Annotated in this window: 23 protein-coding genes; 11 read left to right on the top strand and 12 right to left on the bottom strand. The window is 44.0% G+C overall.

The window, feature by feature from the left end; all coding sequences use genetic code 11:
- Positions 1–144 precede the first annotated feature (144 nt).
- Positions 145–714, top strand: coding sequence for an alpha/beta fold hydrolase (locus tag ANME2D_RS15295; RefSeq protein ID WP_198527449.1), 570 nt, complete (start codon positions 145–147; stop codon positions 712–714).
- A 68-nt stretch (positions 715–782) separates the two neighbouring features.
- Complete coding sequence (locus ANME2D_RS15290) at positions 783–2,009, top strand: serine hydrolase domain-containing protein (protein ID WP_081810339.1); 1,227 nt, start codon at positions 783–785, stop codon at positions 2,007–2,009.
- A 167-nt stretch (positions 2,010–2,176) separates the two neighbouring features.
- On the opposite strand, the gene ANME2D_RS15285 is transcribed toward ANME2D_RS15290, so the two are convergent.
- The 3 genes from ANME2D_RS15285 to ANME2D_RS15275 are packed head-to-tail and all read right to left on the bottom strand — an operon-like array spanning position 2,177 to position 3,077.
- Positions 2,177–2,425 (bottom strand): PepSY domain-containing protein, encoded by a 249-nt coding sequence (locus tag ANME2D_RS15285; RefSeq protein WP_157834169.1) that lies wholly within the window; start codon positions 2,423–2,425, stop codon positions 2,177–2,179.
- Positions 2,426–2,463: 38 nt separating this feature from the next.
- The gene (locus ANME2D_RS15280; RefSeq protein ID WP_157834168.1) at positions 2,464–2,802 is read right to left on the bottom strand and encodes a hypothetical protein; all 339 of its coding nucleotides are present in this window, start codon (positions 2,800–2,802) and stop codon (positions 2,464–2,466) included.
- Between the two features lie 41 nt (positions 2,803–2,843).
- Positions 2,844–3,077: a hypothetical protein gene (locus ANME2D_RS15275; protein ID WP_048093403.1), complete on the bottom strand. Its 234-nt coding sequence runs from the start codon at positions 3,075–3,077 to the stop codon at positions 2,844–2,846.
- A gap of 218 nt (positions 3,078–3,295) precedes the next feature.
- Between ANME2D_RS15275 and ANME2D_RS15270 the strand changes: the two genes are divergently transcribed.
- Entirely contained in the window at positions 3,296–4,018 is a 723-nt protein-coding gene (locus ANME2D_RS15270) for a class I SAM-dependent methyltransferase (protein WP_048093400.1), read from the top strand.
- A gap of 441 nt (positions 4,019–4,459) precedes the next feature.
- Here the strand turns inward: ANME2D_RS15270 and gltA are convergent, their stop codons facing one another.
- Together gltA and ANME2D_RS15260 are read right to left on the bottom strand one after the other, a co-directional pair.
- The gene (gene gltA, locus ANME2D_RS15265) at positions 4,460–5,833 is read right to left on the bottom strand and encodes an NADPH-dependent glutamate synthase (RefSeq protein ID WP_048093398.1); all 1,374 of its coding nucleotides are present in this window, start codon (positions 5,831–5,833) and stop codon (positions 4,460–4,462) included.
- On the bottom strand, positions 5,821–6,666 hold the full coding sequence (locus ANME2D_RS15260; protein ID WP_048093396.1) for a sulfide/dihydroorotate dehydrogenase-like FAD/NAD-binding protein: 846 nt from the start codon (positions 6,664–6,666) through the stop codon (positions 5,821–5,823). The genes gltA and ANME2D_RS15260 overlap by 13 nt, the downstream gene beginning before the upstream one ends.
- A 183-nt stretch (positions 6,667–6,849) precedes the next feature.
- Between ANME2D_RS15260 and ANME2D_RS15255 the strand changes: the two genes are divergently transcribed.
- From ANME2D_RS15255 to ANME2D_RS15245, 3 genes are all read left to right on the top strand, one after another.
- Complete coding sequence (locus tag ANME2D_RS15255; RefSeq protein ID WP_048093394.1) at positions 6,850–7,920, top strand: TIGR04084 family radical SAM/SPASM domain-containing protein; 1,071 nt, start codon at positions 6,850–6,852, stop codon at positions 7,918–7,920.
- Between the two features lie 117 nt (positions 7,921–8,037).
- Positions 8,038–9,228, top strand: coding sequence for an O-phospho-L-seryl-tRNA:Cys-tRNA synthase (gene pscS, locus ANME2D_RS15250; RefSeq protein ID WP_048093392.1), 1,191 nt, complete (start codon positions 8,038–8,040; stop codon positions 9,226–9,228).
- A gap of 2 nt (positions 9,229–9,230) precedes the next feature.
- A complete protein-coding gene (locus ANME2D_RS15245) occupies positions 9,231–10,247 on the top strand; it encodes a DUF169 domain-containing protein (protein ID WP_048093390.1) in 1,017 nt (338 codons plus the stop codon).
- Positions 10,248–10,405: 158 nt separating this feature from the next.
- Here the strand turns inward: ANME2D_RS15245 and ANME2D_RS15240 are convergent, their stop codons facing one another.
- The 4 genes from ANME2D_RS15240 to ANME2D_RS15225 all read right to left on the bottom strand — a co-directional run bounded on the left by ANME2D_RS15240 (position 10,406) and on the right by ANME2D_RS15225 (position 14,243).
- Positions 10,406–10,741, bottom strand: coding sequence for a hypothetical protein (locus ANME2D_RS15240; RefSeq protein ID WP_048093383.1), 336 nt, complete (start codon positions 10,739–10,741; stop codon positions 10,406–10,408).
- Positions 10,742–10,966: 225 nt separating this feature from the next.
- Positions 10,967–12,193 (bottom strand): nickel-dependent lactate racemase family protein, encoded by a 1,227-nt coding sequence (locus ANME2D_RS15235; protein WP_048093381.1) that lies wholly within the window; start codon positions 12,191–12,193, stop codon positions 10,967–10,969.
- A 10-nt stretch (positions 12,194–12,203) separates the two neighbouring features.
- The gene (locus tag ANME2D_RS15230; RefSeq protein ID WP_241763381.1) at positions 12,204–13,106 is read right to left on the bottom strand and encodes a presenilin family intramembrane aspartyl protease PSH; all 903 of its coding nucleotides are present in this window, start codon (positions 13,104–13,106) and stop codon (positions 12,204–12,206) included.
- A gap of 141 nt (positions 13,107–13,247) precedes the next feature.
- Complete coding sequence (locus tag ANME2D_RS15225; RefSeq protein WP_052368977.1) at positions 13,248–14,243, bottom strand: class I SAM-dependent methyltransferase; 996 nt, start codon at positions 14,241–14,243, stop codon at positions 13,248–13,250.
- 255 nt (positions 14,244–14,498) lie between these two features.
- On the opposite strand from ANME2D_RS15225, the gene artC reads away from it, so the two are divergent.
- Positions 14,499–15,335, top strand: a complete 837-nt coding sequence (gene artC, locus ANME2D_RS15220) for an archaeosortase C (protein WP_048093379.1) — start codon at positions 14,499–14,501, stop codon at positions 15,333–15,335.
- A 1-nt stretch (position 15,336) separates the two neighbouring features.
- Here the strand turns inward: artC and ANME2D_RS17150 are convergent, their stop codons facing one another.
- Positions 15,337–18,738 carry a VanZ family protein gene (locus ANME2D_RS17150; protein ID WP_052368976.1) on the bottom strand — a complete coding sequence of 1,134 codons (3,402 nt, stop codon included), beginning with the start codon at positions 18,736–18,738 and terminating at the stop codon, positions 15,337–15,339.
- A gap of 214 nt (positions 18,739–18,952) precedes the next feature.
- On the opposite strand from ANME2D_RS17150, the gene ANME2D_RS15210 reads away from it, so the two are divergent.
- Genes ANME2D_RS15210 through radB form a run of 3 tightly spaced genes read left to right on the top strand, consistent with a single transcriptional unit; the run spans position 18,953 to position 21,019 of the window.
- A complete protein-coding gene (locus tag ANME2D_RS15210; protein ID WP_048093377.1) occupies positions 18,953–19,579 on the top strand; it encodes a metallophosphoesterase in 627 nt (208 codons plus the stop codon).
- A complete protein-coding gene (locus ANME2D_RS15205) occupies positions 19,579–20,334 on the top strand; it encodes an ATP-binding protein (protein WP_048093375.1) in 756 nt (251 codons plus the stop codon). The genes ANME2D_RS15210 and ANME2D_RS15205 overlap by 1 nt, the downstream gene beginning before the upstream one ends.
- Entirely contained in the window at positions 20,327–21,019 is a 693-nt protein-coding gene (gene radB / locus ANME2D_RS15200; RefSeq protein WP_320408823.1) for a DNA repair and recombination protein RadB, read from the top strand. The genes ANME2D_RS15205 and radB overlap by 8 nt, the downstream gene beginning before the upstream one ends.
- Before the next feature lie 2 nt (positions 21,020–21,021).
- Here the strand turns inward: radB and ANME2D_RS15195 are convergent, their stop codons facing one another.
- Together ANME2D_RS15195 and ANME2D_RS15190 are read right to left on the bottom strand one after the other, a co-directional pair.
- Positions 21,022–21,432 (bottom strand): hypothetical protein, encoded by a 411-nt coding sequence (locus ANME2D_RS15195; protein WP_052368975.1) that lies wholly within the window; start codon positions 21,430–21,432, stop codon positions 21,022–21,024.
- 4 nt (positions 21,433–21,436) lie between these two features.
- Positions 21,437–23,074 carry a COG1470 family protein gene (locus tag ANME2D_RS15190; protein ID WP_048093373.1) on the bottom strand — a complete coding sequence of 546 codons (1,638 nt, stop codon included), beginning with the start codon at positions 23,072–23,074 and terminating at the stop codon, positions 21,437–21,439.
- A 122-nt stretch (positions 23,075–23,196) separates the two neighbouring features.
- Between ANME2D_RS15190 and ANME2D_RS17145 the strand changes: the two genes are divergently transcribed.
- Positions 23,197–24,843 (top strand): HEAT repeat domain-containing protein, encoded by a 1,647-nt coding sequence (locus tag ANME2D_RS17145; RefSeq protein WP_052368974.1) that lies wholly within the window; start codon positions 23,197–23,199, stop codon positions 24,841–24,843.
- The last annotated feature ends 2 nt before the right edge of the window (positions 24,844–24,845 follow it).

Raw genomic sequence — 24,845 nt, 5'->3', positions numbered from 1 at the left:
AAACTTAGTAATGAGGCAAAATATTAGGAGCTAAACAGCTCTAAAAAAACCTGAGTAGATACGAAGAACTTAAAAGTGTTCTACGATACATTTTAATAATTGATTCAATAAACTTTATTTGGGGAACTATTGGAGGTCAAATTTGTGTCTCGGCTTTCACTGATAATTACAATTCTGGTCGGTATCATAGCAGTAATCTTGATTGTGACCTACCCGAGCTATCGAAGCGACATCCGTGCAGCACGAGGGCGGGTTATGTCAGGAAGCCAGGTCATCGAGACCAAATGCGTCCCAATCGAATATGCTACCATGGGAGAAGGTCCTCCTGTGCTTGTGGTGCACGGGGCTGGCGGTGGGTATGACCAGGGGCTGTGGGTAGCACGAGATAATGTGGGCGAGGGGTTCCGCATTATCGCCCCTTCGCGCTTTGGCTACCTGCGCACACCGCTTCCTCAAGATGCCTCTCCCGCTGCCCAGGCAGATGCACATGCATGCCTCCTTGATGCACTTAATATAAGTAAGGTAGCTGTCGTGGGCGTCTCGGCTGGAGCACCTTCATCTATGCAATTTGCCTTGCGCTATCCTGAAAGGACTTCTTCGCTGGTGTTGATAGTGCCCGGAACTTATGCCCCCGAAAAACCTGTTGAAAGCCCAAGCCCGGTGCCTTTGCCGTTCATTAAAGCAACATGCGGTCGCTGGGTAATGAACCGCTAAAGTCAATCACCACCTAACAAGTCGGGATTCCCAGAACTTACATATCGGTAATAATTGAGGGCATGAAGATGAAGCAAACAAACGTCACAATATCGGGTCATGTGAAGCCAGGGTTTGAGGCGGTGCGGGAAGCGTTCATCGAGAACTTTACTCGCCGCAATGAGCTCGGGGCCGCCTGTTGCATCTACTACCGTGGTGAAAAAGTCGTTGACCTGTGGGGCGGCGTTCGGAACAAGCGAACTTCCGAACCCTGGGAAGAAAATACGATGGTGATTGTGTTCTCGGCAACAAAGGGATTGTCCGGTCTAGCTATGGCGCTTGCCCATTCGCGGGGCTTGTTTGATTACGATGAGCGTATCTCGAAGTACTGGCCGGAGTTTGCCCAACAAGGTAAGGATAAGATCACCGTCCGGCAACTGCTGGCGCACCAGGCCGGGTTGTTTGCCTTCGATGAGACAGGGGACAAGAGCATTATCGCAGATCTCGACCGGCTGGCGGTCGTCCTGGCGCGGCAGAAACCGGCGTGGGAGCCAGGAACGCGGCAGGCATATCATGGCTTAACCCTTGGGTACTATGAAAGCGAGCTTTTGCGCAGAGTCGATCCCAAACACCGAAGCTTAGGGCAGTACTTTCAGGAGGAAATTGCCGCTCCGCTTGGACTGGATTTCTATATTCGCCTGCCCGAAGAAATTCCCAATTCGAGACTGGCTACCATCGAGCAAGCTGGCCTTTCTTTGGCAATGTTCCGCGCTCGCCTGCCTATCCCCTTAATCCTCGCGGCGATGAACCCGCGCTCGAAAATCAGGCGTGCACTGTGGGGATCGCTTTTACCTCTAGATAAAGAACGCATCTATGCCCGGAATTTCGAAGTTCCGGCAGGCGGGGGAGTGGGAACGGCTCGCGCCATTGCCCATGCCTACAGCGTCTTTGCGACGGGTGGAAAAGAGCTTGGGTTGCGAGAAGAAACACTCCGGCAGCTCATGGCACCTCCTGTCGCGCCGACGCATGGATTTCACGACGAGGTCATGAAAGTGGATATCTGGTTCTCACTCGGTTTCGCGAAGCCCGGTCCGAAAGACCCCTTCGGTCATCCGAGCTCCTTTGGAATGCCGGGGTCGGGAGGGTCATTTGGGTTTGCCGACCCAGAGGCCAGGATAGGATACGGGTACGTCCCCAATCGGATGAATAGATACTTGGAGGACCCACGAGACATGGCTCTGCGCAAGGCAATGTACCGCTCGATTGGCGAGACAGATCCGTACCATGAAGGAGCACAGGTGCAGATTGCAAAGTAAGGCGACAGCATTGCGCTAGCAATCGAGGAGAATCGAAATGGCAAACGACTGGAGCTATACCAGCACCTGAATTAAAACATAGAAGCCAAATAACCGATAGGATTCAAAAGCTAAAGTCATTGATTGATATTACCTCACCCCTCGTTTTTGATAAAAATACTGGAAGCTTACTCAACTTCCAGTATTTTTACAAAAGCCCCATGCCAGTTATGGTACCACACAGCGCCTGTGTAGCTATTTACGCTGAGCATCCCGTATATCTTGCCGTCTTTTTGCACGTGTACAGTGTAATAGCCGTAGAAAGCATCCGCTTCATCCGCTTTAGTTCCGGGTATTGCTTTATCAAGATATGCCTGGGCATACTTCCGCGCCTCTTCTCTGGTTATTGTTGTCTGCACCTGCGTATTCCAGTTCATATGTCCGTACTTTGTATTCCACATTATATTCGGACTGGTTATGGGGTGGCATTTGCCCCATAGCCGCTGCCGGCATAACCGTCACTTGCGCCGCAATGATCATTTCCGTTGCCATGGCCCATCATGTCACTGTGAACGCCCATCATGCCGTTCCAGATGCCATTTCCGAAGTCGTTCATCATACCTGTATATTGGCCCATCATACCGCTCAAGCCGCCTGTTATTCCGCTGCCGTAGCTTTCCATCATCCCGTTACCGTCCCGGTTGCCGCCCATCATGCTGTCCCAGGAATCGCCGCTCCCCGGTCTTGCAAGGGCATAGCCTGCTCCCAGTACAGAAAGGATTATTGCTACTGCCACAATTGTTTTTGTGTTCATATATTTCACCTTCTTCTCCCGAATGTTTACGTGTAGCTTGTTCATTTATTTTCACCTCTTTTTATAATGGTCTTCAACTCAGACATTGGTATGCCCAGGTCTATTACACCGAATTTGCCCGCAACCCTGAGGATTTCGCCTTCGACCATCTTGATCTCATCGACTTCAAGGGTGCCTCCGAACTCAAATTCCTGCCTGTAGTCGCATCTGATTTTGAGGTCTTTTATCATGTTTCGTTTCAAGGTCACATAGAATGCAAATTCGTGTACGACCATTTCTTATCACCAGGAGAAAAATGGATTTGGAAATGCTTAAATAAAATCTGGCATGAATGTGGAGTTAGACAACAAACATATAACAATGATTACACAAATGTAACAAGGAAACACGATGAAAGTCTACGAGCTATTTACTGAACTGTCTTCAGAAAACAGGCTTGGTATATTCATGGATACTCATAGCGGAGCATGGCGGGTAAAGATAGGAGGTGGCCATGAATATAAAGGAACACTATGAAAATCATCTGGCAAATTATTACTCCTGGATGTTTGGTGATTTTAATGCTAAACTAAACGAAAACCAGCGATTTTTTCAGTCCCATAATATCAAACCAGTTTCATCAAAAATTGCTATTGATTTGGGGGCAGGTTGCGGTTTTCAATCAATTCCACTGGCAAAAATCGGATTCGAAGTTAAAGCGATTGATTTTAGCAAAAGATTATTGGATGAATTAAAAAATAAAAGTAACGGTTTAGGTATTGAAGCAATAGAAAATGATATTTTAAATTTTGATGCCTACTCTGATTGTAAACCTGAATTAATAGTTTGCATGGGAGATACTATTACTCACCTTGATAGCCTGGAATCTGTACAGAAATTAATTGAAAATAACTACGAAATACTTTTTAAAAATGGGAAACAGGTTTTAACATTTAGAGATTTGACCTTTGAACTTAAAGAAGAAGACAGATTTATTCCTGTTAACAGTGATAACAATAGGATTTTTACCTGCTTTTTAGAATATCACCCAACTTATGTAAAAGTTTTTGATATAGTTTATGAAAGGGAAAAGGGAAGGTGGATTCAAAAAATAAGCTCCTATAAAAAATTAATAATCTCACAGACAGAAATAAAAGAATATTTTGAAGATACCGGATTTAAAATAGAATTTATGGGCATTGAAAATGGATTAGTTACAATAATAGGGACAAAATAACGCTATCAATACTTTAAATTGAACCCTGCGCCTGAAAAGAAACATAGAACAAATAAACCGACAGAAATGCGAGGGCAATGAGCATCTTCTTGATGCCTTTCGGACTTCAGTCCGAGGTCGTTGACTTTCAACTTATGGATTCACACTTTCAGCTTATGAGTTCTTACTTTCAACTTATGAGTTCTTGCTTTCAACTTATGGTTCCAGTTCACAATAGTATTTTGCATAATTAAAATGAGCGCAAACAAGGAGAATCAACCACAGAGTCGACTATGAACTGTAATTCATAAATGAACATGAAAGAGCATCTGTAACAGACTTTTTAATACCAGAGCACAGAGGACACAGAGAACTATTACAACTCTGTGCTCTCTGCGTACTCTGTGGTTTATATACCATTAGCAGATGTTATGCAGAAGACTATAAAGTATCTGCGGTTTATTATTTCAAATGCTCATCTATAGCCCGTGCTGCTTTTTTGCCTGCTCCCATAGCGCTTATCACTGTGGCCGAGCCTGTGACCGCATCTCCGCCAGCATAGACACCTTTTTTGGTGGTTGCGCCGTCCTCTTTTGCTATTATCGTTCCGTGCTTTGTGATCTCAAGTCCCTGTGTTGTGCGCGGAACGAGGGGATTGGGTGATGTTCCTATGGCAATTATAACCACATCTGACTCTATCATATGTTCTGTCCCTGCTAACGGCATGGGCCTGCACCTGCCTGATGAATCAGGCTCACATAATACCATGTTTATGCACTCCACATGGGTGACCCAGTTCTTCCCGTCACCGATGATCCTGACAGGGTTTGTGAGTAGCCGAAACTTAATGCCTTCTTCTTTTGCATGTTCGATCTCCTCTGCCCTGGCAGGCATCTCCTCTTCACTGCGCCTGTAAACAACAGTTACCTCATCAGCCCCGAGCCGCAGGGCGCATCTTGCCGAGTCCATGGCAACATTGCCTCCGCCTACAACAACCACATGCTTTCCCTTCCTGATTGGTGTATCATAATCAGGGAATCTGTATGATTTCATCAGGTTCACGCGGGTCAGGAACTCGTTGGCAGAATACACGCCGCTCAGGTTCTCACCATCGATCTTAAGGAAAGATGGCAGGCCTGCGCCTGTTCCAAGGAACACGGCATCAAACCCGGATAGAAGATCATCCACTGTCTCTATTTTTCCTATGACCGAATCAAGAAGTATTGTAACTCCAAGCCGCTTTACGTATTCAACCTCAGCACGTACGATCTCCTTGGGAAGCCTGAACTCAGGGATGCCGTATATAAGAACGCCCCCTGCCTCATGGAGCGCTTCAAAGATCGTAACAGAATGACCCATTCTCGCAAGATCTGCTGCGGCTGTTAGTCCTGCAGGTCCAGAGCCCACTACAGCGACCTTCTTTCCTGTAGGTTCTGGCAGATGAGGGGCTTCCACTCCTTTATTTCGCTCATGATCTGCCACAAAACGCTCAAGGTATCCTATGGCAACCGATGCCCCCTTTTTACTTAATATGCAGGCCTGCTCACACTGCGTCTCCTGTGGGCATACACGTCCGCAGATCGCAGGAAGTGCATTATCCACCTTTATCTCCTTTATCGCATTATCAAAATCACCCTCTGCCACGTACTTTAAGAAAGCAGGTATCTTTACCTCAACAGGGCATCCTTTCATGCACTGCGGTTTCTTGCACTGGAGACAGCGCTTTGCCTCCTCGATAACCTGCTTCTCAGTAAGACCAAGGGCTACCTCATTAAAATTGGTAATGCGTTCCCCTGCATCCTGGGCCGGCATCTTCTGGCGCTCTAGCACAGGCATCCCTCCCTCTCGCATTTATACCTCTCAAGTGCGATCTTCTCCTCAGGCTGATACACAGCAAGCCTGTTCATGAGCAGTGTGAAATCCACAAGATGGGCATCGAATTCAGACCCATCAACGCATGCGAACTTTGTCTCGTTGCCTACAAGCACCCTGCATGCCCCGCACATCCCTGTACCGTCCACCATGATGGAGTTCAGGCTGACGATTGTCTTGACATTAAAAGGTCTTGTCACGCCTGCAACAGCCCGCATCATTACAGGCGGGCCGATGGCAACTACTCTATCTATATTTACCCCATCTTCAAGAAGTCTCTTGACTATGTCTGTTACAAAGCCGTGATGGCCTTTTGTTCCGTCATCAGTTGTGATATATAACTCGTGACTGACTGCCCGCATTCTATCCTCCCATAAGAGAAGATTTGCACTCCTTGCTCCTATAATGGAGATTACCCTGTTCCCGGCTTCATAAAAAGCCCGAGTCTGAGGAAAGATCGGCGCTACTCCCACGCCTCCCCCTACCAGTACCACGGTTCCTTCTTTCTGTATGTGTGCCGGGTTTCCCAGCGGCCCGATAAAATTCAGAAGCTCATCCCCGGCCCTCAAGGATGCAAGATGTGCTGTAGTTTTGCCTACTGTCTGGAAGATCATGGTGATCGTACCTTCCTCCCTGTCAAAATCCGCAATCGTGAGAGGTATCCTCTCCCCTTTCTCATTGATCCTGAGTATGACAAACTGTCCTGGCTGTGCTTTTTTAGCAACGCGCGGTGCGCTGATCTTCATCAGGTAGATTGTAGGAACAAGTTCTTGTTTTTCTAAAATCTCAAATGGCATAAACTCATCTCGATGCTCTTAAATGAGGTTTGATATAAAAAGGTATTGGTTTTACAGTATTTATATTGTTGTTAGTATTCATTAACCCGTTTGCGTTTTTTCTCCAAGATCCTTTGCAGGAGAAAAATCCACTCATATATTTAAATATGTTGATCTTCTATTCCTGCCCGGGATGATCGGTTCATGCATTACCATATAATCCTTACAAAAGAATGTAACCTGAACTGTAGCTACTGCGGAGGCGGGAGCGATTCTCCTCCAAAGGAGATTCAGTACTCTATCTCGGATCTGAAATCGTTCCTGTCCAGGGACGAAGCGCCTGCTATTGAGTTCTATGGAGGGGAGCCTCTTCTGCGGATCGAAACCATGAAAAAAATAATGGATGCAGTACCCGGGCGCTACGTTATCCAGACGAACGGCTTATTTCTGGACAGAATAGAGCCGCAGTATTTAAAAAAATTCCATTCCATCCTGGTCTCGATCGACGGTAAAAAGGATGTGACAGACCGAAACAGAGGTGAAGGCGTATATGACAGGGTAATGCGAAATATTAAGCTGATAAGGCAAAATGGCTTTTCGGGCGATCTGGTAGCCAGGATGACCGTTCCACAGGGTACGGATATCTATGAGAACGTATTACATCTTGCAGAATGTGGGGCTTTTGATCATATCCACTGGCAGCTCGGGTTTGAGATGTTCTGGGAGGGCGCAGAACCCGGATTAGAGGAGTGGATTCAATCATACAACACAGATATATCCTTGCTTGTTGGGTGGTGGATAGAAGAGATGGAGCGCACTCATCATGTTCCCGGGATTGTCCCATTTACTGGTGTTATGAATTCACTGCTGAATGGAACGCAATCGCGCCTTCGATGCGGCTCAGGTATTGATTTTTTTGCTGTAATGCCTGACGGCAGGATCTCTGCATGCCCGGTCTCTATTGATTTTGATTTCTCGGTCGTGGGATCGATCTCTGATACTCCCGTGTCCCTCTGCAACAGGGTACTCGTGGGTGAGCCGTGCATATCATGCGATATCTTCCATATCTGCGGAGGACGGTGTCTTTTTGTGAACCATGCGCAGGATATGCTCAGGAAAAATGGATATGCTCTGATCTGTTCTACTGTCAGGCATCTTGCGCAGGAATTAGAGGCTGCTGCACCGCTTATCAGAGAACTGATCGATAGCAGGGTTATAGAGAAAGATGCATTATACTATCCAGAGTTCAATAACGGGTGTGAGATAATCCCCTGATCAATCTGGTTTCTTCTATTTTTCTGATAGGCATTAGGTCTAATTTCTTGCCTTTTCCATTAATTATAAGTTAATTAAGAAACTCTTTGAGCATCATCAAATTAAGTGAGAACTAGCATGGGTGACCTTAAAAAATATAAAAATATCACAAGAGGTATCTCAGATACATACATCAACGTACATCCTATCCAGCGCGGCGGCATCCTGACAGCAGAAGCCCGCAAGGCACTTCTTGAGTTCGGCGACGGCTATTCAGTATGCGATTACTGCTTTGAGGCAAGAGTGGATCTTGTAGATAACCCGCCTGTTCATGATTTTACACAGGATGTGGCAGAGTTCCTGAATATGGATGATGTCAGGTTCACAGCAGGCTGCCGTCATGCGAAATGGGCTGCCATGCATATGGTATGCGAGCCCGGCGATACTGTGGTACTCGATTCCCTGGCGCATTACACATCATATCTTGCAGCAGAGGCGAACCAGTTAAATATAGTCGAAGTACCGCATAACGGCTATCCCAACTTTGAGATCGATACCGATGGCTATGCAAGGAAGTTCGAGGAAGTGGAGCAAAAGACAGGAAAACTCCCGGCTATGGCCATACTTACGCATGTGGATTACAGGTACGGGAACCTGGCTGATGCAGAAAAAGTGGGAAGGATATGCAGGGAATACGGCGTTCCTTTCCTGCTGAATACCGCATATTCATCAGGCATAATGCCTGTAGACGGTAAAAAGCTGCATGTGGATTTCCTGTGCGGCTCAGGGCACAAGAGCTGGGCTGCCTCAGCCCCGATAGGTGTACTTGCCACAACATACGAATGGACGAGCAGGTTATTTAATAAGTCAACAGTACGGGGAGACTGGAGCGGCAGGGGATTTACTAAAAAAGAGGTTGCACTGTTCGGATGCTCTCCAGTGTTCGGTGCGCCTGTAGCAACGCTCATGGCATCATTCCCTGCTGTCGTTGAGCGGGTGAGGCACTGGGATGAAGAGATCAGGAAAGCGCAGTATTTCGTAAAAGAGATAGAGAAGATCGAGGGCTTTCATCAGATGGGTGCAAAACCAAAGCAGCACACCCTTATGAACATTGAGAGCCTGCCCCTGCATGAGATAGCAGAGAAGGATAAGCGAAGGGGGTATTTCTTATACCATGAGCTTAAGAAGAGAAAGATAGTCGGTCTTCATCCTGGCATGAGCAAAAATTTTAAGATTAATACGTACGGTTTGAAATGGGAACAGGTTAAATACGTAGCAGATGCCTTCAGGGATATTGCTAGAGAGAACGGGATAAAGATTGAGGATTGACCATGAAGTATGCAGAAGTATCTATTAAATTCAGGAAATTTTTTGAGCTGCCCTCATCGCCTGTGGCGGTCAGGATCATAAGCGAACACTCCGAGCAAAAGACCAGTACACAGCCAATGCGGTTCTGCGAAATGGTAAGGCGAAGCGCGGTATACGGGGAGAGCTTTGTGTTCAGTGTTGAGGAACTTACATGCACAAGCGGGGAACTTGCGCTCGGGTTCACTGAACCCTCATACGGAGAGGTATATCCCAGGATAAGACCTGCGAACACAAAGCTTGTGAGCGTCTCACCTCTTGAGAGAACAGAGAAAAAACCCGATGTTGTAATAATCGTGGGAAATCCGCGCAAGATAATGCGTATCTCGACTGTACTGGCCCAGTTACATGAGAAACAGCCAGTTGAGGTAAAATTCAAAGGCGAATTCGCTGTGTGCGGTGAGTGTACTGCAATACCATATCTGGAGAAAAAAGTGAATTTGTCTTTACTCTGCAACGGCGCCAGGATGTTCTCCGGGTACCGGGATGAGGAGATAGTAATGGGCTTTCCACTTGATGATTTCATCCGCATATCAGAGAGTACGGAGGAGAAGGAGATCACAAGCGCGCTGTGCGGCTGTATAATGGACGATATTCCCAAGAATGCAGTAGCAGCCATAGAGAGAATCGGGTTCGGAAAAGGTACTGACCAGTTCTTTGGCCGCTTTGGATCTGAGATCGTAAGATTATACACCCCGAAGGATAAAGAAGGTAAAATCACATCGCTTACCCTGCATGTACCTGTCAGGTTCAAAGACGGTGAGACAGCATCCCTTGTGAATGAGAAAGCGCAGGAAATCCTTCAAATGCCTGTACTTCACAGGGTGCGCGATAACTGGGTTGATATCGCACTTCCCTTAGAGCTTGGTGAGACCCTGAACAGGGCAAGTATGCGGGGTGAGAAGTTCGAGGCGCTTGTTAAAGGCGGGATTGAGACGATACTCAGGGAAGTTGAGAAGGTGAAGAGGAAGGCAGCAGGCTAGCAGCATATAGAAAAATATACATCAGTTAGCTTTAAATACTTTATTCGCATATATACGAACAAATAGTGGGCAGGAAAAAATCTTTTTTAACCATTTTCACCACCTCCTATCCTATCCATACTGCCCACTATACTATTTTCCTGTGCATTGAACGTGGTTCAGTATCCCCCGGATTTTAAGAAATCATCTGCAAGATTTTTCCTTATATTCAGCCTGCTCTCATCAACCACTTCTGTGAATTTGATGATCTTTTGAGCTTTTCGCTCTTCTGCAGGGCAGCCGTTGCATTCAAAAATATAATGCAGGAAGCCTGTCTTGAAATCCTCCACTGTCCTTGTGTGTTTATAGGCTGTGCCGCACTGCGGGCAGTCACCCACTTTGGGAACCAGTTCTCTACAATCCAGGCACTCATGAACGATGACTTCAATGACTTTGTTATATCTATCCACAGCGGTAAGTTTGAACTCTGTCTTCTTTTTTTTGGGTTCTTCCAAGTATATCACCCTGTCTCTGATCTGTCTTTGATATTTTGTAGAAATTGATATAAAAAATGAAAATGCAAGTAAATTAAATGGATCTACTTGCTTTTCTTCTTACTCTCGCGTTTTTTCTTGATTTTTTCCATTTCTACTGGACCGATTACGCCGCCCATTAATATCACCTTAAATCAATAAGAATCTATCATAGATATAATTTTCTGATCAGATCACTGCTGAACGCTACAGGCGCCCTGTAGCCAGCATGGAGCCGCCATACGGCATCACAATAATTCTTGCATTATCACTGTGCTTTCGAAGCGCCGTCTCCAGGGCATCTTCTAAAGTTGCAGGAATAAAATATGCTCTTCTGACCATATCATCCGGCAGAGAAGAGACCAGGTACAGATCAACTCTCTTTGCCAAGGCTGCAATAAGGGCTGCTTTGTGGCCGCCCATAACAAATCCAGATCTAAATCGCCTGATTGCCTCATCTCTATTAAAATTAAGCCATTCCTCAAACACAGGGTTCCCGTAACCTTCCCTGCATTCTGCAACAAGGATGACCGAACCCCCTTCCCTGACCGCGTTCCTGGCATGTTCAAGTGCTTTATGAGACTGGAATATATTGATATCCTTCGGCCAGCCGCCGGGTGAGACTATTAGAATATCAGCGGGCTCAACCTCGGTACGGGATACCCTGTCAAGAAAAGCTACACCTTCCCTGTGTGCATCTATGTAATCCCCGGCTGCTGCAAAGACTATTTCTTTTCTATCGTTCAATACCACATTAAGGATAAAATCAATGCCCAGAATTTCAGCGGCCTCTTCAATATCCTCTCTAACAGGACTGTCAGCCCTTCCCGCAGACGACCCCGGATCAAGCATAAAGGCATGGTTTGCATAAATGCTCCTCTTTGATGAAACTGCAGGGAGTATCGATTTTGCTCCGCCTGAGTAGCCTGCATAATAATGGAACTCGATGGTTCCTGTGCATACCACGATATCTGCGTCCACAACAGGCTTAAATATCTCTACAGGCGTGCCTCTTGCTGTCTCGCCAAGATAGATGCAATCATTGATATCATGCTCTATACTTTTTACCCTGCCGTACATTTCCTTTAATATGGCTCTTTTTTCCTCCTCTGTCTGTTTTCTGTGGATTCCCAGGCCAAATACAACAGTGATATCCTCAATCCCGCCTGCCTTTAATTCAGAGATCAGGGGAGGCAGCAGCCTGGCTGTTGGTGTAGGGCGCGTTGTATCGCTGACTATTATGACCGCTCTCTTCCCGGGGCCTGCGATACTGGATAAACGCTTACTATTTATTGGAGCTCTAAGTGCTCGTTCTATCTCTTTTGTTTCATCAGGGACTGCCACTGCATTATTGGGTTCCAGTACCCTGACCTGATACTTTGTGGGTATATCGATTGAGATCTCTGTACTCCCGTAGGGCAAATGGTACAGCACAAGTGCCCCACTAAAGCAGCGGTGAACCTGCAATCAGGCTTCCGACTATATATCCCAGGATCACCCCTCCGTTGAGAAAAGGAAGCCCTGCCTGGGGTTTACCCTTCATCACAAATCCCATGAGCACAAAGAACCCCACGAACGTACCGATAATGGCACCAATGGCAGGAATATTGATTGCGCCTATAAGCGGAAATGCATAAAAACCTGTTTCAACGATGGGGTGTGAGATCGCAGACACAACAAGGACAGTTGGTATTACTGCATCCCCCAGGCCCATAAAGAATGCCTCACGTTCTTCTTTATCAAATTTCTCACTAAGAAAAGAGTAATTCCATTTCTTGGGAACTACCAGTAATATTGGAAGTCTCAGGTCCATTATACCTTCAGCAAGAGTTACCATGTGTTTTGTTCTGTACACTGCAATATAATCGTATACTGCCAGCAAAATAAGCAATACAAGCACTGGAATAATTTCAAGAGAGTTTCCAAAAATCGTAGCTGCTCCAGCGCCAATCAACAATCCAATTATGTCAATAACATACCATTCAGGGAATTTATATAGGGTACCAGTTAAAGTTACTGAAAGTACAATCGAGAGAATAAAAGTTGTTTCCAATGATAAAAATATTGTAAAAATGCCTGTAAATACAATATACAACGTCCACGCCACAGTAATGAATATAAACGCCTGTATTATCCACTTTTTGTTCATCCTGATAACAACCAGTATAAATGCAGTGAAAACCAGGATGATAGCTATCCAGTAAAATACATTAGTCACATCCCCTGGATCTTGAAATGCCCTGAATTCTTCTTTATCTAAAGGTTTTGTCAATGCTATTGCAATCAACTGGACAAGCAGCAGCATGAATGCCATGCCTATAAGTGGGGTATACTTTGTTAATCTCAATTTAATCTCCACTCATAATATGGTAGAAGGTTTTTAAAAGTTTGCTAAAAGAAAGATAGTGAATGGCTTACTGGCAATGCTGATGGTTTGTTAATATTTGGTGTATATAAAACTTATCAAGATCGAAAATTATCCAAGGTTTCACAGTAGGCCCCAAAAAGCCGTGATAAGCTGGCTATCCTTCTCAGCAAGATCTATCACTTCAATATTGCCAAACCCGGCATCCTTGAGCCATTCCCTGTACTGCTCCTCGGTATACGTACTGCCGCCCTCTGTGTTTGCGAGCATATTGACCGCGAACATCTCTGCCACAGGACTTCTTCCTCGAACGAAATCCTCTATGGCTATCATTCCGCCGTCCTTCAAAACACTGCTAACACGTCTTATGAGCCTCCTGTTCTCTTCCTCTGAGTAGATATGGCAGATATTACCCATGAAAACAATGTCGAATGTCTCGCCATCGAATTCGTTTACAAACTCTTTTGTTTCTTTTGTGAAATCCCCCTTTTTCAGAGTGAGAGCTTTAATATCCTTTAATCCAAATTTAATACTGACATAATCAATGGCCTCAGGTAGGTCATAAAGAACCGCACTCAATCCTCTATTGATAAAGGCTCTGGAATACTTACCCGGCCCGCCCCCGAGATCAAGCACGTTCCTTGCATTCTTCATTCTTTTAAGACAGTGATCCACAGTCTCCTCTACAACCTTATCAGGCCTTGATGCCATAGCATTCATAAAAGCTGCCACATCATGCTTCTCTTCTCTCTCTGGCTTTGCTCCTTTGATTATCTCAGGAAGCTCAAGCCATGCATCCATTATATCGAGAAAATGAGGAAGAGATCCTCCTATATAATTCTCGCCACGCTCAAGGAAGAGAGCCCTTGCCTTTTCAGCGATGATATACCTATCCTGTCTTTTATGCACGTATCCCATAGCACAAAGTGCTTCAAGCACGATGAACAAAGCCCTTTCGTCAGCATTGAGCATATGTTTCAGTGTTGCTATATCTTTTTTATCCGAGAGGGCATCAAATATCCCTGCTCTTTGTGCAGAACCCAGCAGAACAAGTTTACTTGCATAATCCCTTGCAGTTTCAAAATCAAATTCTTCATCTAATGACCACATTTTTATCATATTACCTGTATCACATGTATTACCTATATTTTTACCTGTATTCTTTTTGCGAAAGATTCACAGAAATTTTTCTGAAATATTGAATACCCGCGTGTTTTTAAAAAATAAATAGATAAAATATATATAGTTTGCCCTTCTAAGTGTATGTCAAGGTTAGATCTCATACTTACTTAAGCAGATTCATAGCTTGAGATCTGTGTATCCTCATCCGGACACAGTAAGGCACAGCAATTTCCATTCGATAAAGGTTAGAAAATGGCTACAATTGATGATCAAAGGCACAACGTTCTTATTTTTTTGCTTGTTATGGCTTTTTTCACAGGTGCCACTATTCAGTTAAGTGAAGGCTCAGTGCTTATTGGAGTTGTGCTGTTTCTTATAGCTCTCGCACTTACAACAAAAATAAGACTGAGCAGCATATATATCACTAAAAGCTCAAAGTTTTTTATTGTACTGGGCACATTCATAGTGCTTGCAGATCTTGTTTATAACCTTAAAGCAATGAATAATCTCGGTACGCTGGATTCCATGACCTTCTTTATGGGTGGATCTCTCATAGCATACGGCATAAGCCAGTACAGGCGCATGGGTGAATTCGGGATCTATACATCGGGCACATTCATCATATTATATCTGTTTTTCTACTCACTATTACCCTCGCTGAACAATAATTTCATTAACTATTTTGACCATTACCTTGTGTTGCTTCCTTCTCTTGCCATTGTAAACGCAGTCTCAGATATGAGCCTGCATGTGGTAGCTACAGAGACTGTTCACTTCAAAGGCTTTGAGGATAGTACTGTTGTTATAGGTGGCCCCTGCTCAGGCATCTATTCCATGATTCTGCTTACAGGCCTTATCGTGGGCTATACGAAAATGGAGCGTCTGACTGATAAGCGCAGGATATCTCTGTTGATCGTTATTACAGTACTTGTGGCATATATTGCCAATCTGATAAGGGTTTCTGTATTATATTATATTGGCTACTATTACGGTATAGAGAGGATGATGTTTGTTCATGTTTATCTGGGGTGGATAATCTTTATGATAATATTCTTAGGTATCATGATGGTTCTGTATAAGACTAAATAGATTAATTAACTGGATAGGCTAGATACTCATTAGAGGATGTTTTTATCTTTAAAGTTCCATCTAGAATTGCTATTTCATCCCCTTGAATAAATCTCAGATCTTTTATGTTTCTCAGGGTTATTGCATCACTGGTTACGCTCTCGACCTCAAATTCACCAAAGCTTCTGCCTGGAGTAATCTCAAAAGGAGCACTGTATTCCCTTATATCCAGTTCAATGCTGCTGCTATTTATGGCCTGAAGCTCCCCTGTGATTGCTCTGTATTTTTCATCTTCCCTGTATTCTATCCAGTATTCGAATGAGTCGCCAATATTCAGAATATTTGATTTCCTGAGGTTGTTTTTCCTGCCAGTATACATCTCATAATAAAGATCACGCATAGATGATGAATAGGAATCAGGTAACGGTGATTCGCTTGCGCTTTCTATTAATCTTTTCTGTTCTTTTGTCATTGCTTTTCTGATATAGAGTATAATATCACCATTGCTGTCATTTGCCCTATTGAATGTGATCATAAAGCCATCACCGAGTTCCTGGACCTTATCATCGTGCAAAATTATTTTTCTACTGGTAGTTACAGAGCTGATATGCCCGGGTTTATTTTGATTTACCAGTTCATAGGTACCTCCCAGAAATGAGAGTAAGCCTGAGTGCCTTATTGACCTGTATACTGCCTGCCCTGCCTCAACCAGGCCGTTATCTGAGAAATACATGGATAGTTCCTCGTATGAGGTACCATTCTCAAGATGGAAGCCAGGGTAATTAAAACCTGTAATGTTCATCCATCCGCCGTGGTTGATGTACTGGGGCGTACCCCTTAGCCTGACATCTGCTGCATAGGGATACAGCGTATCGCCCTGGATACTTAATCCCATGATGCCGTTGAGAATTACTGCTCCGTCTTTTAATTTAATTGGATAGCTATTCTTTAAGGTAATTCTATCAGAGCTTATATTGGCTACTTCAAAATCTCCAATCACTGTGCCTGGACGGAGGGTAGTAATAATATCAGAGTATATCACTATGCTGGTTAAATACACGTTATCGTCTCTTATGTTATTGACTTTTGCTGTAAAAATCGTCACATAGGATTCTTCTATCTTCATCCTGTACTCATAGATCTCCTTTTTACCTACGAGTTTTGAATCAAGAATACTGCCGTCTTTTCTCAGTTCAAGCATAGCTGAATCACCTCCCGGACTTATCATCCTGACTGCCAGAGAATAGGTGTTCCCAAAATTCCATGCTTTACCGGATGTTAGGGTCTTATCAGGATATGTTTCCAGTATCTCTGATAGGTTTGCAGGATCGTCATCAATCATCCTGTAGCGTGAACCCATAATGTATAGCTCACTACCTCTCACTCTCGCGGTATATGTCGCATTGCCGGTATCTACTAGATTATTATCTGAGACTTCAAGACGGAGTATTTCATAGGATCTATTCCTGTTGATATCGTAGTAGAATCCAGGGAAATTAAAACCGTCTATTATTATGGATTTTTCAAGTTTAAGCGGTGCTCCCCGTACATCGAATTTGAATTCATGTACTCTACGAGCTATAGATTCGACTTTATTTCCATCAGCATAGGGTTTTAACTGTACATTGCTCCACCAGACAGTAACGTTATAGTCAGTGTTGTATCTATTATAAACCCTGAATACCACTGTATTGTTTCCCGATAATAGCACCGGTATTTCTACCTGCTCCCAACTGCTATTTTTATCCCCGATTCTGGATTCCCATATCACCCGATTGTTTATGAGAGCCTGCTTGAAGATATAGTCCGGGCTATTTGAGTATCCAGAATCCCTTACATCAAAGGAAAGTATTGCCCTGGCATTTCCTGAGGTTGTTAGATTCTGATATATTATTCCATAGGATTCTGCATCTTTTGCGGCAAAATTTATTTCATAGGCTCTGAGTGATGAATTTATTGCATTATAGTTTCCCGTGATATCCGGGCTTCCAAGGAATACCCAGCCATCATCCGATGCCATATTCCCGTTAATGATATCAGGCAATTCTGCAAATCTTACTGAATCCAGTCTGGTGTTTACAAGGAGGTGAACCGATCTGTAGGGTTGATTATCTTTTAATAGCAGGAATTCAAGTTTTGATCGATTACCACCTGCAAATGCGATTGAAGGAACCAGTTGAGGTACGAATGTTACATTATTAAGCCATTTATCCTCATGCCCAAGGGCAATATAGTATTCTTTCAAAGTCCTTCCTCCAAGCTGCACACGGAGCGTGTAGTTCACAGGTGCATACTCATAGTTCTCCACTCCTACCGGTATTGTAACTGTATCTCCAATGCGGATCTCTGCTGTATAGTTCTCTGCTTTTCCATCTGCTCCGAGGATATAGAGGGCTGTGAATTTCTCAGGCTCTCTTGTTGTAACTTTTGCATATATCAGCATGGCACTGACCAGCAGTATTGCAATGATCATGGCTTTTATCAGTGTTTTCTCAAGGGCAGGATCGTATTCAGGTATTATTTTTGTCTCTTTGCTCCTGATTGTGTGATAAAAAGAGGTTATGTCTTTGAAAGAGAGACCATATCCTTCTTCTTTGAATCTCAATCTTTGAAGATATGCTGCTACCAGGAGAAGACCCATGATTGTAGAGAGGCTGATCACTATGGATTTTGGTCTGAAACCCCATGGTGTGTAGTTGAGGGCAAAGCCATCAAAAACAAAAATTGCTATGCTAAGCCCTATACTAAATGTGAATCTCTCTATTGGACTGAGTTCTCCATGCTTTGGGAACATCACCGAGATTAAGAGATACCCTGGTAAAAAGAGAAGAAAAAGCGGTGCAAGAATCACTCGCAGGGGGGTCTGGTTAAAAGGAGGGAATGATATAAAAAGTATTGATAGGATAATCAGAACTGCAGTGAGCCCGAGATCAGTGGATGCCCTGATCCTTTTAGATGAGATTAACAGTTTGTTTCCTATAAAGATAACGACCTGGGCTATCGATAGTCCGATACTGTCTGCTAGAAGATCCCAGATACTTGCCGTTCTCCCGGGTACGAAAACCTGGTAAAACTCATCGATTGCGCCATACACAGTGCCGATAATAACCGCGAATATAAAGGCATGATCCCTTAAAGCAGGATTTGAAGAATTCCTCAGGGTGAAATAGAGCAAAAACCCAAATCCTGCGTAAATTACTATATGCTGCACCTTATCAAAATTCCCGGTGAGGAGAGATAGGGGATACAGAAGAAATCCTAAATAAGGGTACTCAATGGACTCCAGTTCCAGTGTGTTCTCAAGATTCTCAAGAAAATCCAGTATCGCAATTAGACTATCCGGGCTTGATCCAGACGATGGGTAGAAAATCAGCAGAGCATAGAAGATCGTAAGCAGTATTAATACTCTGGATCGGTTATTCATAAATATTATCACCCCATTAACATTTTTTAATCTCAAAAGCCACTAACGCCCTTGAATAGTTAATAACGCAACAACCTCTTAAGATATATATTTATCGTATTCCGTATTTAATATATATTCATGGTCATTGTTAAATTCATTATTTATTATATATTGGATGAGCTCACGGCACAGGCAAAATTTAATACTATTAAAGTAGGTTGTATTATAATCTATGAAATTGCTTGCACTATCAGATCTTCATGGCGATTACTCCCATGTCCAGGCACTTTGCAAAAAGGCAGGGGATTTTGATGCTGTATTGATCGCAGGAGACATAACGGATTTTGGCCCGGATGAGCGCGCGCTTGAATTACTGAAGATGTTCAAAGAGCCTGTACTTGCTGTACCGGGGAACTGTGATAACCCATCGATACTGAAATTGCTGGATGAAAATGCCATAAATCTTCATAATTCACGTTATACCATGGCAGGATTGACTTTTGTGGGTCTTGGGGGATCAAACCCAACACCTTTTAATACGCCGTTTGAGCTCTCGGAGAAGAGAATTGGTGAATATATCGGCACATTATTGGCCAACTTAAGTGGCAGGGTTATATTATTATCACACGCTCCACCGCGAAATACAACCGATAGGGTGCCTGGGGGAAACGTGGGCAGTGAGGCACTGGCCCGGTTCCTGAGAAGATTTGATCTCATCGTCTGCGGGCACATTCATGAGGCACGGGGTTCTGTTCGTGTTAACGGCACGCTTGTGGTGAACCCGGGTATGGCATCAAAAGGACAGGCTGCCATGATCACGATAAACGACGAGATAAAAGTAGAATTCATTGATGAATAATGGTTAAAATCGCAATATCAGGTAAAGGAGGCGTCGGGAAGACAACAATATCAGGGACACTGGCGCGGATACTTGCAAGAGAGGGCTATGATGTGCTTGCTATCGATGCTGACCCGAGTATGAACCTCGCCTCAGCGCTGGGCGTAAAAAAGCTCCCTGAACCTTTAACCGAACTTAAGGAACTCATTGATGAAAGAGCTGGTGCAGGCGGTATATTCAAGTTAAACCCGAAGGTAGATGATATTGTTGAGAGGTTCGGGGTCACAGGGCCTGATAATGTAAAACTGCTTGTTTTAGGCACGATTGAGAGAGGGGGAAGCGGCTGCATGTGTCCTGCAAGCTCATTTTTAAAAGCACTTCTTCGCCATGTGATTTTAAAAACTAACAGTGTGGTAATCCTGGATATGGAGGCAGGAGTGGAGCATCTCGGGCGGGGCACCACAAAAGGGATAGATATTATGCTAATTGTGGTGGAGCCGGGTGCAAGGTCGATAGAGACAGCAGGGAGGATTGCAGAACTTGCACGCCATATCGATATCAGAAGATTCGGTGCTATAATCAATAAAGCAGTGGGAGACGTAAAAGAGATCGAAGGTAAGCTCAATGGATATGGTATTGCGGTAACAGGTGTGATACCATACGATACCGCCCTTATCCAGGCAGATATGGATAACATTGCTCCCATTGATAAGGGCGGGGCAGCGATTGAGGCAATGAGGGATATATGGGAGAAAATACTCAAAAGGAGTGAGTAACATAAAGAAAACAGATAGAATGCCCTGCAGGTGTGGGTGCATTGATGATCTTCTTGGCGGAGGATTTGAAAGCGGGATAATTACCCAGGTATACGGGGAGTCAGGTACAGGAAAGACGAATATCTGCATTCAGCTTTCAGTTGAATGTGTCAGGAGCGGGAAGAAGGTCATTCTCATAGACACTGAAGGGTTCTCAGGAGAGCGGTTCAAACAGATAGCTGGTGAGGATGCAAAAAAAATAGCAGGCGATATAATTATATATGAGCCAGAGAGCCTCGAGCAGCAGTACTCCGCTATCGTTGATCTTGAGAAGATAATGAGTGAGAGAATCGGATTGATAATCCTGGACTCAGCAGCTCTTTTTTACAGGCTTGGGCTTGCCCAGGATGACAGGAGTGAAGAGAACATAGCACTTCGGCGCGAACTTGTGAACCAGATAGGAATACTTCACGGGATAGCCAGAAGATACGGAGTGGTTGTGGTAATCACAAACCAGGTCTACAAGGATGTTTCCACAGGGGAGACATGCCCTATCGGAGGGACTGCATTGGAGCATCTCTCAAAGACCATCATACTACTTGAAAGGACAGGAATATCTAAACGCAGGGCGACACTGAGGAAGCACAGGTCAAAAAGTGAGGGTACCTATTGTGATTTTATACTGACAGACAGGGGTATGCAATAGTATTACTTTTTGCCGCTCATAATCTCAACGAATCTTGGCAAAACGCCTTTGTTCCTGTTCCTTGCTGACTCAGTTAATACCCCTGGTTCTGCAGATGCAGATACAGCGGCTTGTTTTCTCTGTTTTTTCGGACCTGTCTCTCTTAAAAGGTACCAGGATAAGACCTCAGCATATGCGATAACCCCGATAAACGCAGACCAGATTAAAAGCAGGATATGGATATTGTATACAGGCACCACAAATGAGAACTGCATCCTTGAGAGGAATTCCATTGCCTGATCAGGCATGAGATAAACAAAAGCTAAAGGAACAAGTATCATTAAAAGTGCAGACAGTACTGGTGAGATGTATATGAGCGTTACCAGAAGAACCAGTGCATAGATAAAAAAAATTAGAAATGAGAGAACTTCCATATTATCAGCTCCTCTTTAATCGGATTGATAGACAGGCAACCACTGCCACACCTGTGATAATTCCTGCGATCACAAGGAACGATGAGACCATAAATGATAGCATTACATCCGGCTTTGCATTTAAAGGTGATGAATCATCCCCATAAATAGCATTCTCAAGGCCTGTCAGTTCAACAATGTTCGATTTCGTCTCTTTGATGACGCCGTAGATATCGCGGTAAGCTGCACTTGCTGCAGGCAGAACATCAGCATCGCCAGGTATAGAATATATGATTCCTGCGCTTTCCCCCCCATCAAGCAGACCAGACCATGTTGTGTTTCCGCTCATAACTGGATATCCATCAGGTATTTTATCAGACACATCAACCATTGCAGGCCTGTCTCCTGAGTTGGTTGTAACCAGGTCCACATAGATGAGGTTGTTCCTTTTTGAAGCGGATTTGGTCATGGTGATCAAAGGGCCGTGGACTGTCATTACTGCCTCTTCCGATGCTGAGGACTGGTCTTTCCATTTTGCTACTGCGAATGGGAGGACATATTGCCCGAGTCTCTGCGGTGATATATAGTAGGAGATATTTGTTGAATCTCCGGGCTTAAGCTCTATACTCCAGTTGAGCATTTCTGCTTCTGATGCAAGCTCTTCAGGTATCGTATCATAGATACTGATAGATTCCTCTGTCTGTCCTGCATTGTAGATATACAACTCCACGGTCACGTTTTTCTGATCTACATTCGCAGGGACCTGTTTTGTTATTGATATAACAGGGGTTGTATGGATAGTTCTGCTTATTTTAGTAGTGTATTCATTGTTATAGTAATCAAATGCTTTTATTGTTGCGTTGATAATTATTGTTGAATCTGCAGGAAGCTGTGTAATCCTGGACTGGAAAGATCTTATGCCTGTAACATCGGTTGATGAGAATACATCAGGCTTGATCTCTGCATCCGTGCTGCTCTCCAGATCTATACCTGCTATATTCCAGGCAATGTCGCTTGAGATATTCACAGTTACCAGGATTGCCTCATCAGGGGTATATCTATCTTTATCTGTAGAAATATCGGCTTTGATCACTGGCATGGTATTTGTTAAGAATTCAAGATATACAAAACCATTCAGGTCTATATTCTTAACAACTATCCTGAGATTATCATGGTCACTAAAGCTGTTCTTTGAAAAAACCCTTGTTTCTTCCATGCTTTTGTTTGATATCGTCAGGTTCACCGATGCCGGGCCGAATATCTCTGCATGGACGGTATAGTTCTCGATTGTATATCTTTCTCCCCATTTCAATAACTTACTACTAAGCGGTCTCCATGTAGCTTTTGTATCAGATATGCTGATCGCAATCCAGGAGTACTCTCCTTTTATTCCAAGCAATGTTACCCTTATGTTATCATATTCCCTGAAATCGGTTATATTAAAATCCCTTTGCTCAATTTTATTTTGATTCTTATAGACCGTGATTGAGGCTTTTTTATCGCCTATAGGCTTTGCTTTTATAATATAATCTTCAAATATTAGCGTATCGTTTGATCCAATGAACCCGGAGGAGCTGGCTGCCCAGATATTATCGAGTGTGCTGGCAGATGCAACAGGAAGAGAACAGATCAACAGGAAATATATTAGGGTTTTTATGTTCATTATACTTTAAATTGGATTCTATTAATTTAAACTTTTGGCTGATGAGATATTGTCATCTTCACACCCTTATTTATATTAGTGTGAATGCAAGCAAACATAATCGACCCAAAGAGGTAGTTATATTGCCTTCAGACCACACTGGCTTAAGAGAGATGAAAAAGAGCGGAGATGCTGAGGGTCTGCTCCGTGTTCTTGATACAGGTGACGTGAAGGAGATAAGGGAAGCTGTGCGCATTCTTGGGGAATTAAGATACAGCAAAGCCACAAGGCCGCTGATCGGATTACTTGAGACAGATGATATCCAGATCCGTTCGAACTCAGCATGGGCGCTGGGTGAGATAGGGAACGCCAGGGCAGTTCTGCCTCTGATAGGACTTTTAAATGACCCGAGTGAGAACGTGCAGGTATATGCTGCATGGGCACTTGGAAGGATAGGGGATAAACGCGCAATTACAGCTTTAAATGCTGCTTCAAAGAACGGATCACAGGAATTAAGAAAACATGCCAGGGAAGCGATAGCCAGGATAGAATCGAATAAACGCAGTATGCGGAACAGGGATTATGATCCTGAAGAGTATGGCGCAGCAGATGAGGCTCTTTCCTCTGACATAGATATCCCTCTGGTAGCCATTGATGTGCCCCTGAACATATTGAAATGCGATTACGTATCCAGGGCAGAGGGAGAACCAAACAGAGACAGGGCGAGATTATCAAAAGATGTGGCCATAAAAGATACAGTCAACACTGGTAAGGATAACACACGCAGAATTATCCTGGGCCTGAAGGATGATTTTTGTGGAGTGATCTCAATCGATGTCTTATTCAGGTACAGAGATAACAGAGGAGATGGGCATACAAGCTCAGTGTGGCTGCAGGTGGCAAATGCAGAAGAGAGCTATGCGACATCCGGCAGTGACACAGCCAGAGGCCGGGACTTTGATCTGGAATTGGACCCAGAGGAACAGATAGATGAGATGGAGAGGAGAGCACCTCAACAGGGTGTTAGAGATACAAAAATAAAATATTCAAGGAAACAGATCCCAAGACCTGTTGAGGAATCCCCTGACGGAGCAGAAACTAAGGTTAAGAGGATCAAAACCCAGACGCTCAATCAGACTCCAGATATAGACTTAAAGACACAGGTTGTCGATGCTCAAAAAGATATTGTGGATGTAGATTCGGCTGTCAGACTTTTATCTGATATTGGAATGGCAGGAATGACAAATGCAGCATCTACAGTGACACAACTGGCAGGGCAGGAATCAGAATCGCTTCAATCTCAACTTCGGACACTTCCGATTGACCAGATGCGCGATGAGATAGCTGGCCTCGGGGACTATATTGTATCTATTGAGATTAAACTTCATGGCAAGGGACAGGCAGGAGAAGTGAACGGAATGTTGCATCTTTACTTCTCAAAAGATGTCGCCCTTGCGATCGCAAACGAACTACTCTGCAATCAGGCTGATGCAGCGATCAAGGAATTCACAGAGGATATAATCTCAACATTGAAAGAGACTGCCAATATTTTTGGAGGCCAGTATATAAGCGCTGTATCTGAATACATCGAGGTTCCCATATTCCTTGAGGCTCCCATATTCAAGACTGGTACATCTGTACAGATTGCTGAATCAGTGATGAAGGATGTAACAGGGAAAGTCGAGTTTGCGCTTGCAACTGATCTTGCCTTAGGGAGTAATAAAACAGGCCGGTTGATTATGCTTCTTGATCCGAGATCCTTTGAGATTATAGTAGCTAAACTATTTTAACT

The sequence above is a fragment of the Candidatus Methanoperedens nitratireducens genome (assembly GCF_000685155.1).
In the GTDB taxonomy this organism is placed as follows: Archaea; Halobacteriota; Methanosarcinia; order Methanosarcinales; family Methanoperedenaceae; genus Methanoperedens; species Methanoperedens nitratireducens.
Note: the sequence above shows the minus strand (reverse complement) of the source record. Positions and strands in the feature narration are given on the sequence as shown.

Bases quoted from the DNA above. Each gene is read 5' to 3' on its own strand.
- artC (WP_048093379.1), top strand. From the start codon at position 14,499: ATGGCTACAATTGATGATCAAAGGCACAACGTTCTTATTTTTTTGCTT.
- ANME2D_RS15195 (WP_052368975.1), bottom strand. From the start codon at position 21,432: ATGGAAGTTCTCTCATTTCTAATTTTTTTTATCTATGCACTGGTTCTT.
- ANME2D_RS17150 (WP_052368976.1), bottom strand. From the start codon at position 18,738: ATGAATAACCGATCCAGAGTATTAATACTGCTTACGATCTTCTATGCT.
- ANME2D_RS15190 (WP_048093373.1), bottom strand. From the start codon at position 23,074: ATGAACATAAAAACCCTAATATATTTCCTGTTGATCTGTTCTCTTCCT.
- ANME2D_RS15275 (WP_048093403.1), bottom strand. From the start codon at position 3,077: ATGGTCGTACACGAATTTGCATTCTATGTGACCTTGAAACGAAACATG.
- ANME2D_RS15260 (WP_048093396.1), bottom strand. From the start codon at position 6,666: ATGCCATTTGAGATTTTAGAAAAACAAGAACTTGTTCCTACAATCTAC.
- pscS (WP_048093392.1), top strand. From the start codon at position 8,038: ATGGGTGACCTTAAAAAATATAAAAATATCACAAGAGGTATCTCAGAT.
- ANME2D_RS15255 (WP_048093394.1), top strand. From the start codon at position 6,850: ATGCATTACCATATAATCCTTACAAAAGAATGTAACCTGAACTGTAGC.
- ANME2D_RS15205 (WP_048093375.1), top strand. From the start codon at position 19,579: ATGGTTAAAATCGCAATATCAGGTAAAGGAGGCGTCGGGAAGACAACA.
- ANME2D_RS15285 (WP_157834169.1), bottom strand. From the start codon at position 2,425: ATGAACTGGAATACGCAGGTGCAGACAACAATAACCAGAGAAGAGGCG.
- ANME2D_RS15245 (WP_048093390.1), top strand. From the start codon at position 9,231: ATGAAGTATGCAGAAGTATCTATTAAATTCAGGAAATTTTTTGAGCTG.
- gltA (WP_048093398.1), bottom strand. From the start codon at position 5,833: ATGCCTGTGCTAGAGCGCCAGAAGATGCCGGCCCAGGATGCAGGGGAA.
- ANME2D_RS15210 (WP_048093377.1), top strand. From the start codon at position 18,953: ATGAAATTGCTTGCACTATCAGATCTTCATGGCGATTACTCCCATGTC.
- ANME2D_RS15290 (WP_081810339.1), top strand. From the start codon at position 783: ATGAAGCAAACAAACGTCACAATATCGGGTCATGTGAAGCCAGGGTTT.
- ANME2D_RS15225 (WP_052368977.1), bottom strand. From the start codon at position 14,243: ATGATAAAAATGTGGTCATTAGATGAAGAATTTGATTTTGAAACTGCA.
- ANME2D_RS15270 (WP_048093400.1), top strand. From the start codon at position 3,296: ATGAATATAAAGGAACACTATGAAAATCATCTGGCAAATTATTACTCC.
- ANME2D_RS15280 (WP_157834168.1), bottom strand. From the start codon at position 2,802: ATGAACACAAAAACAATTGTGGCAGTAGCAATAATCCTTTCTGTACTG.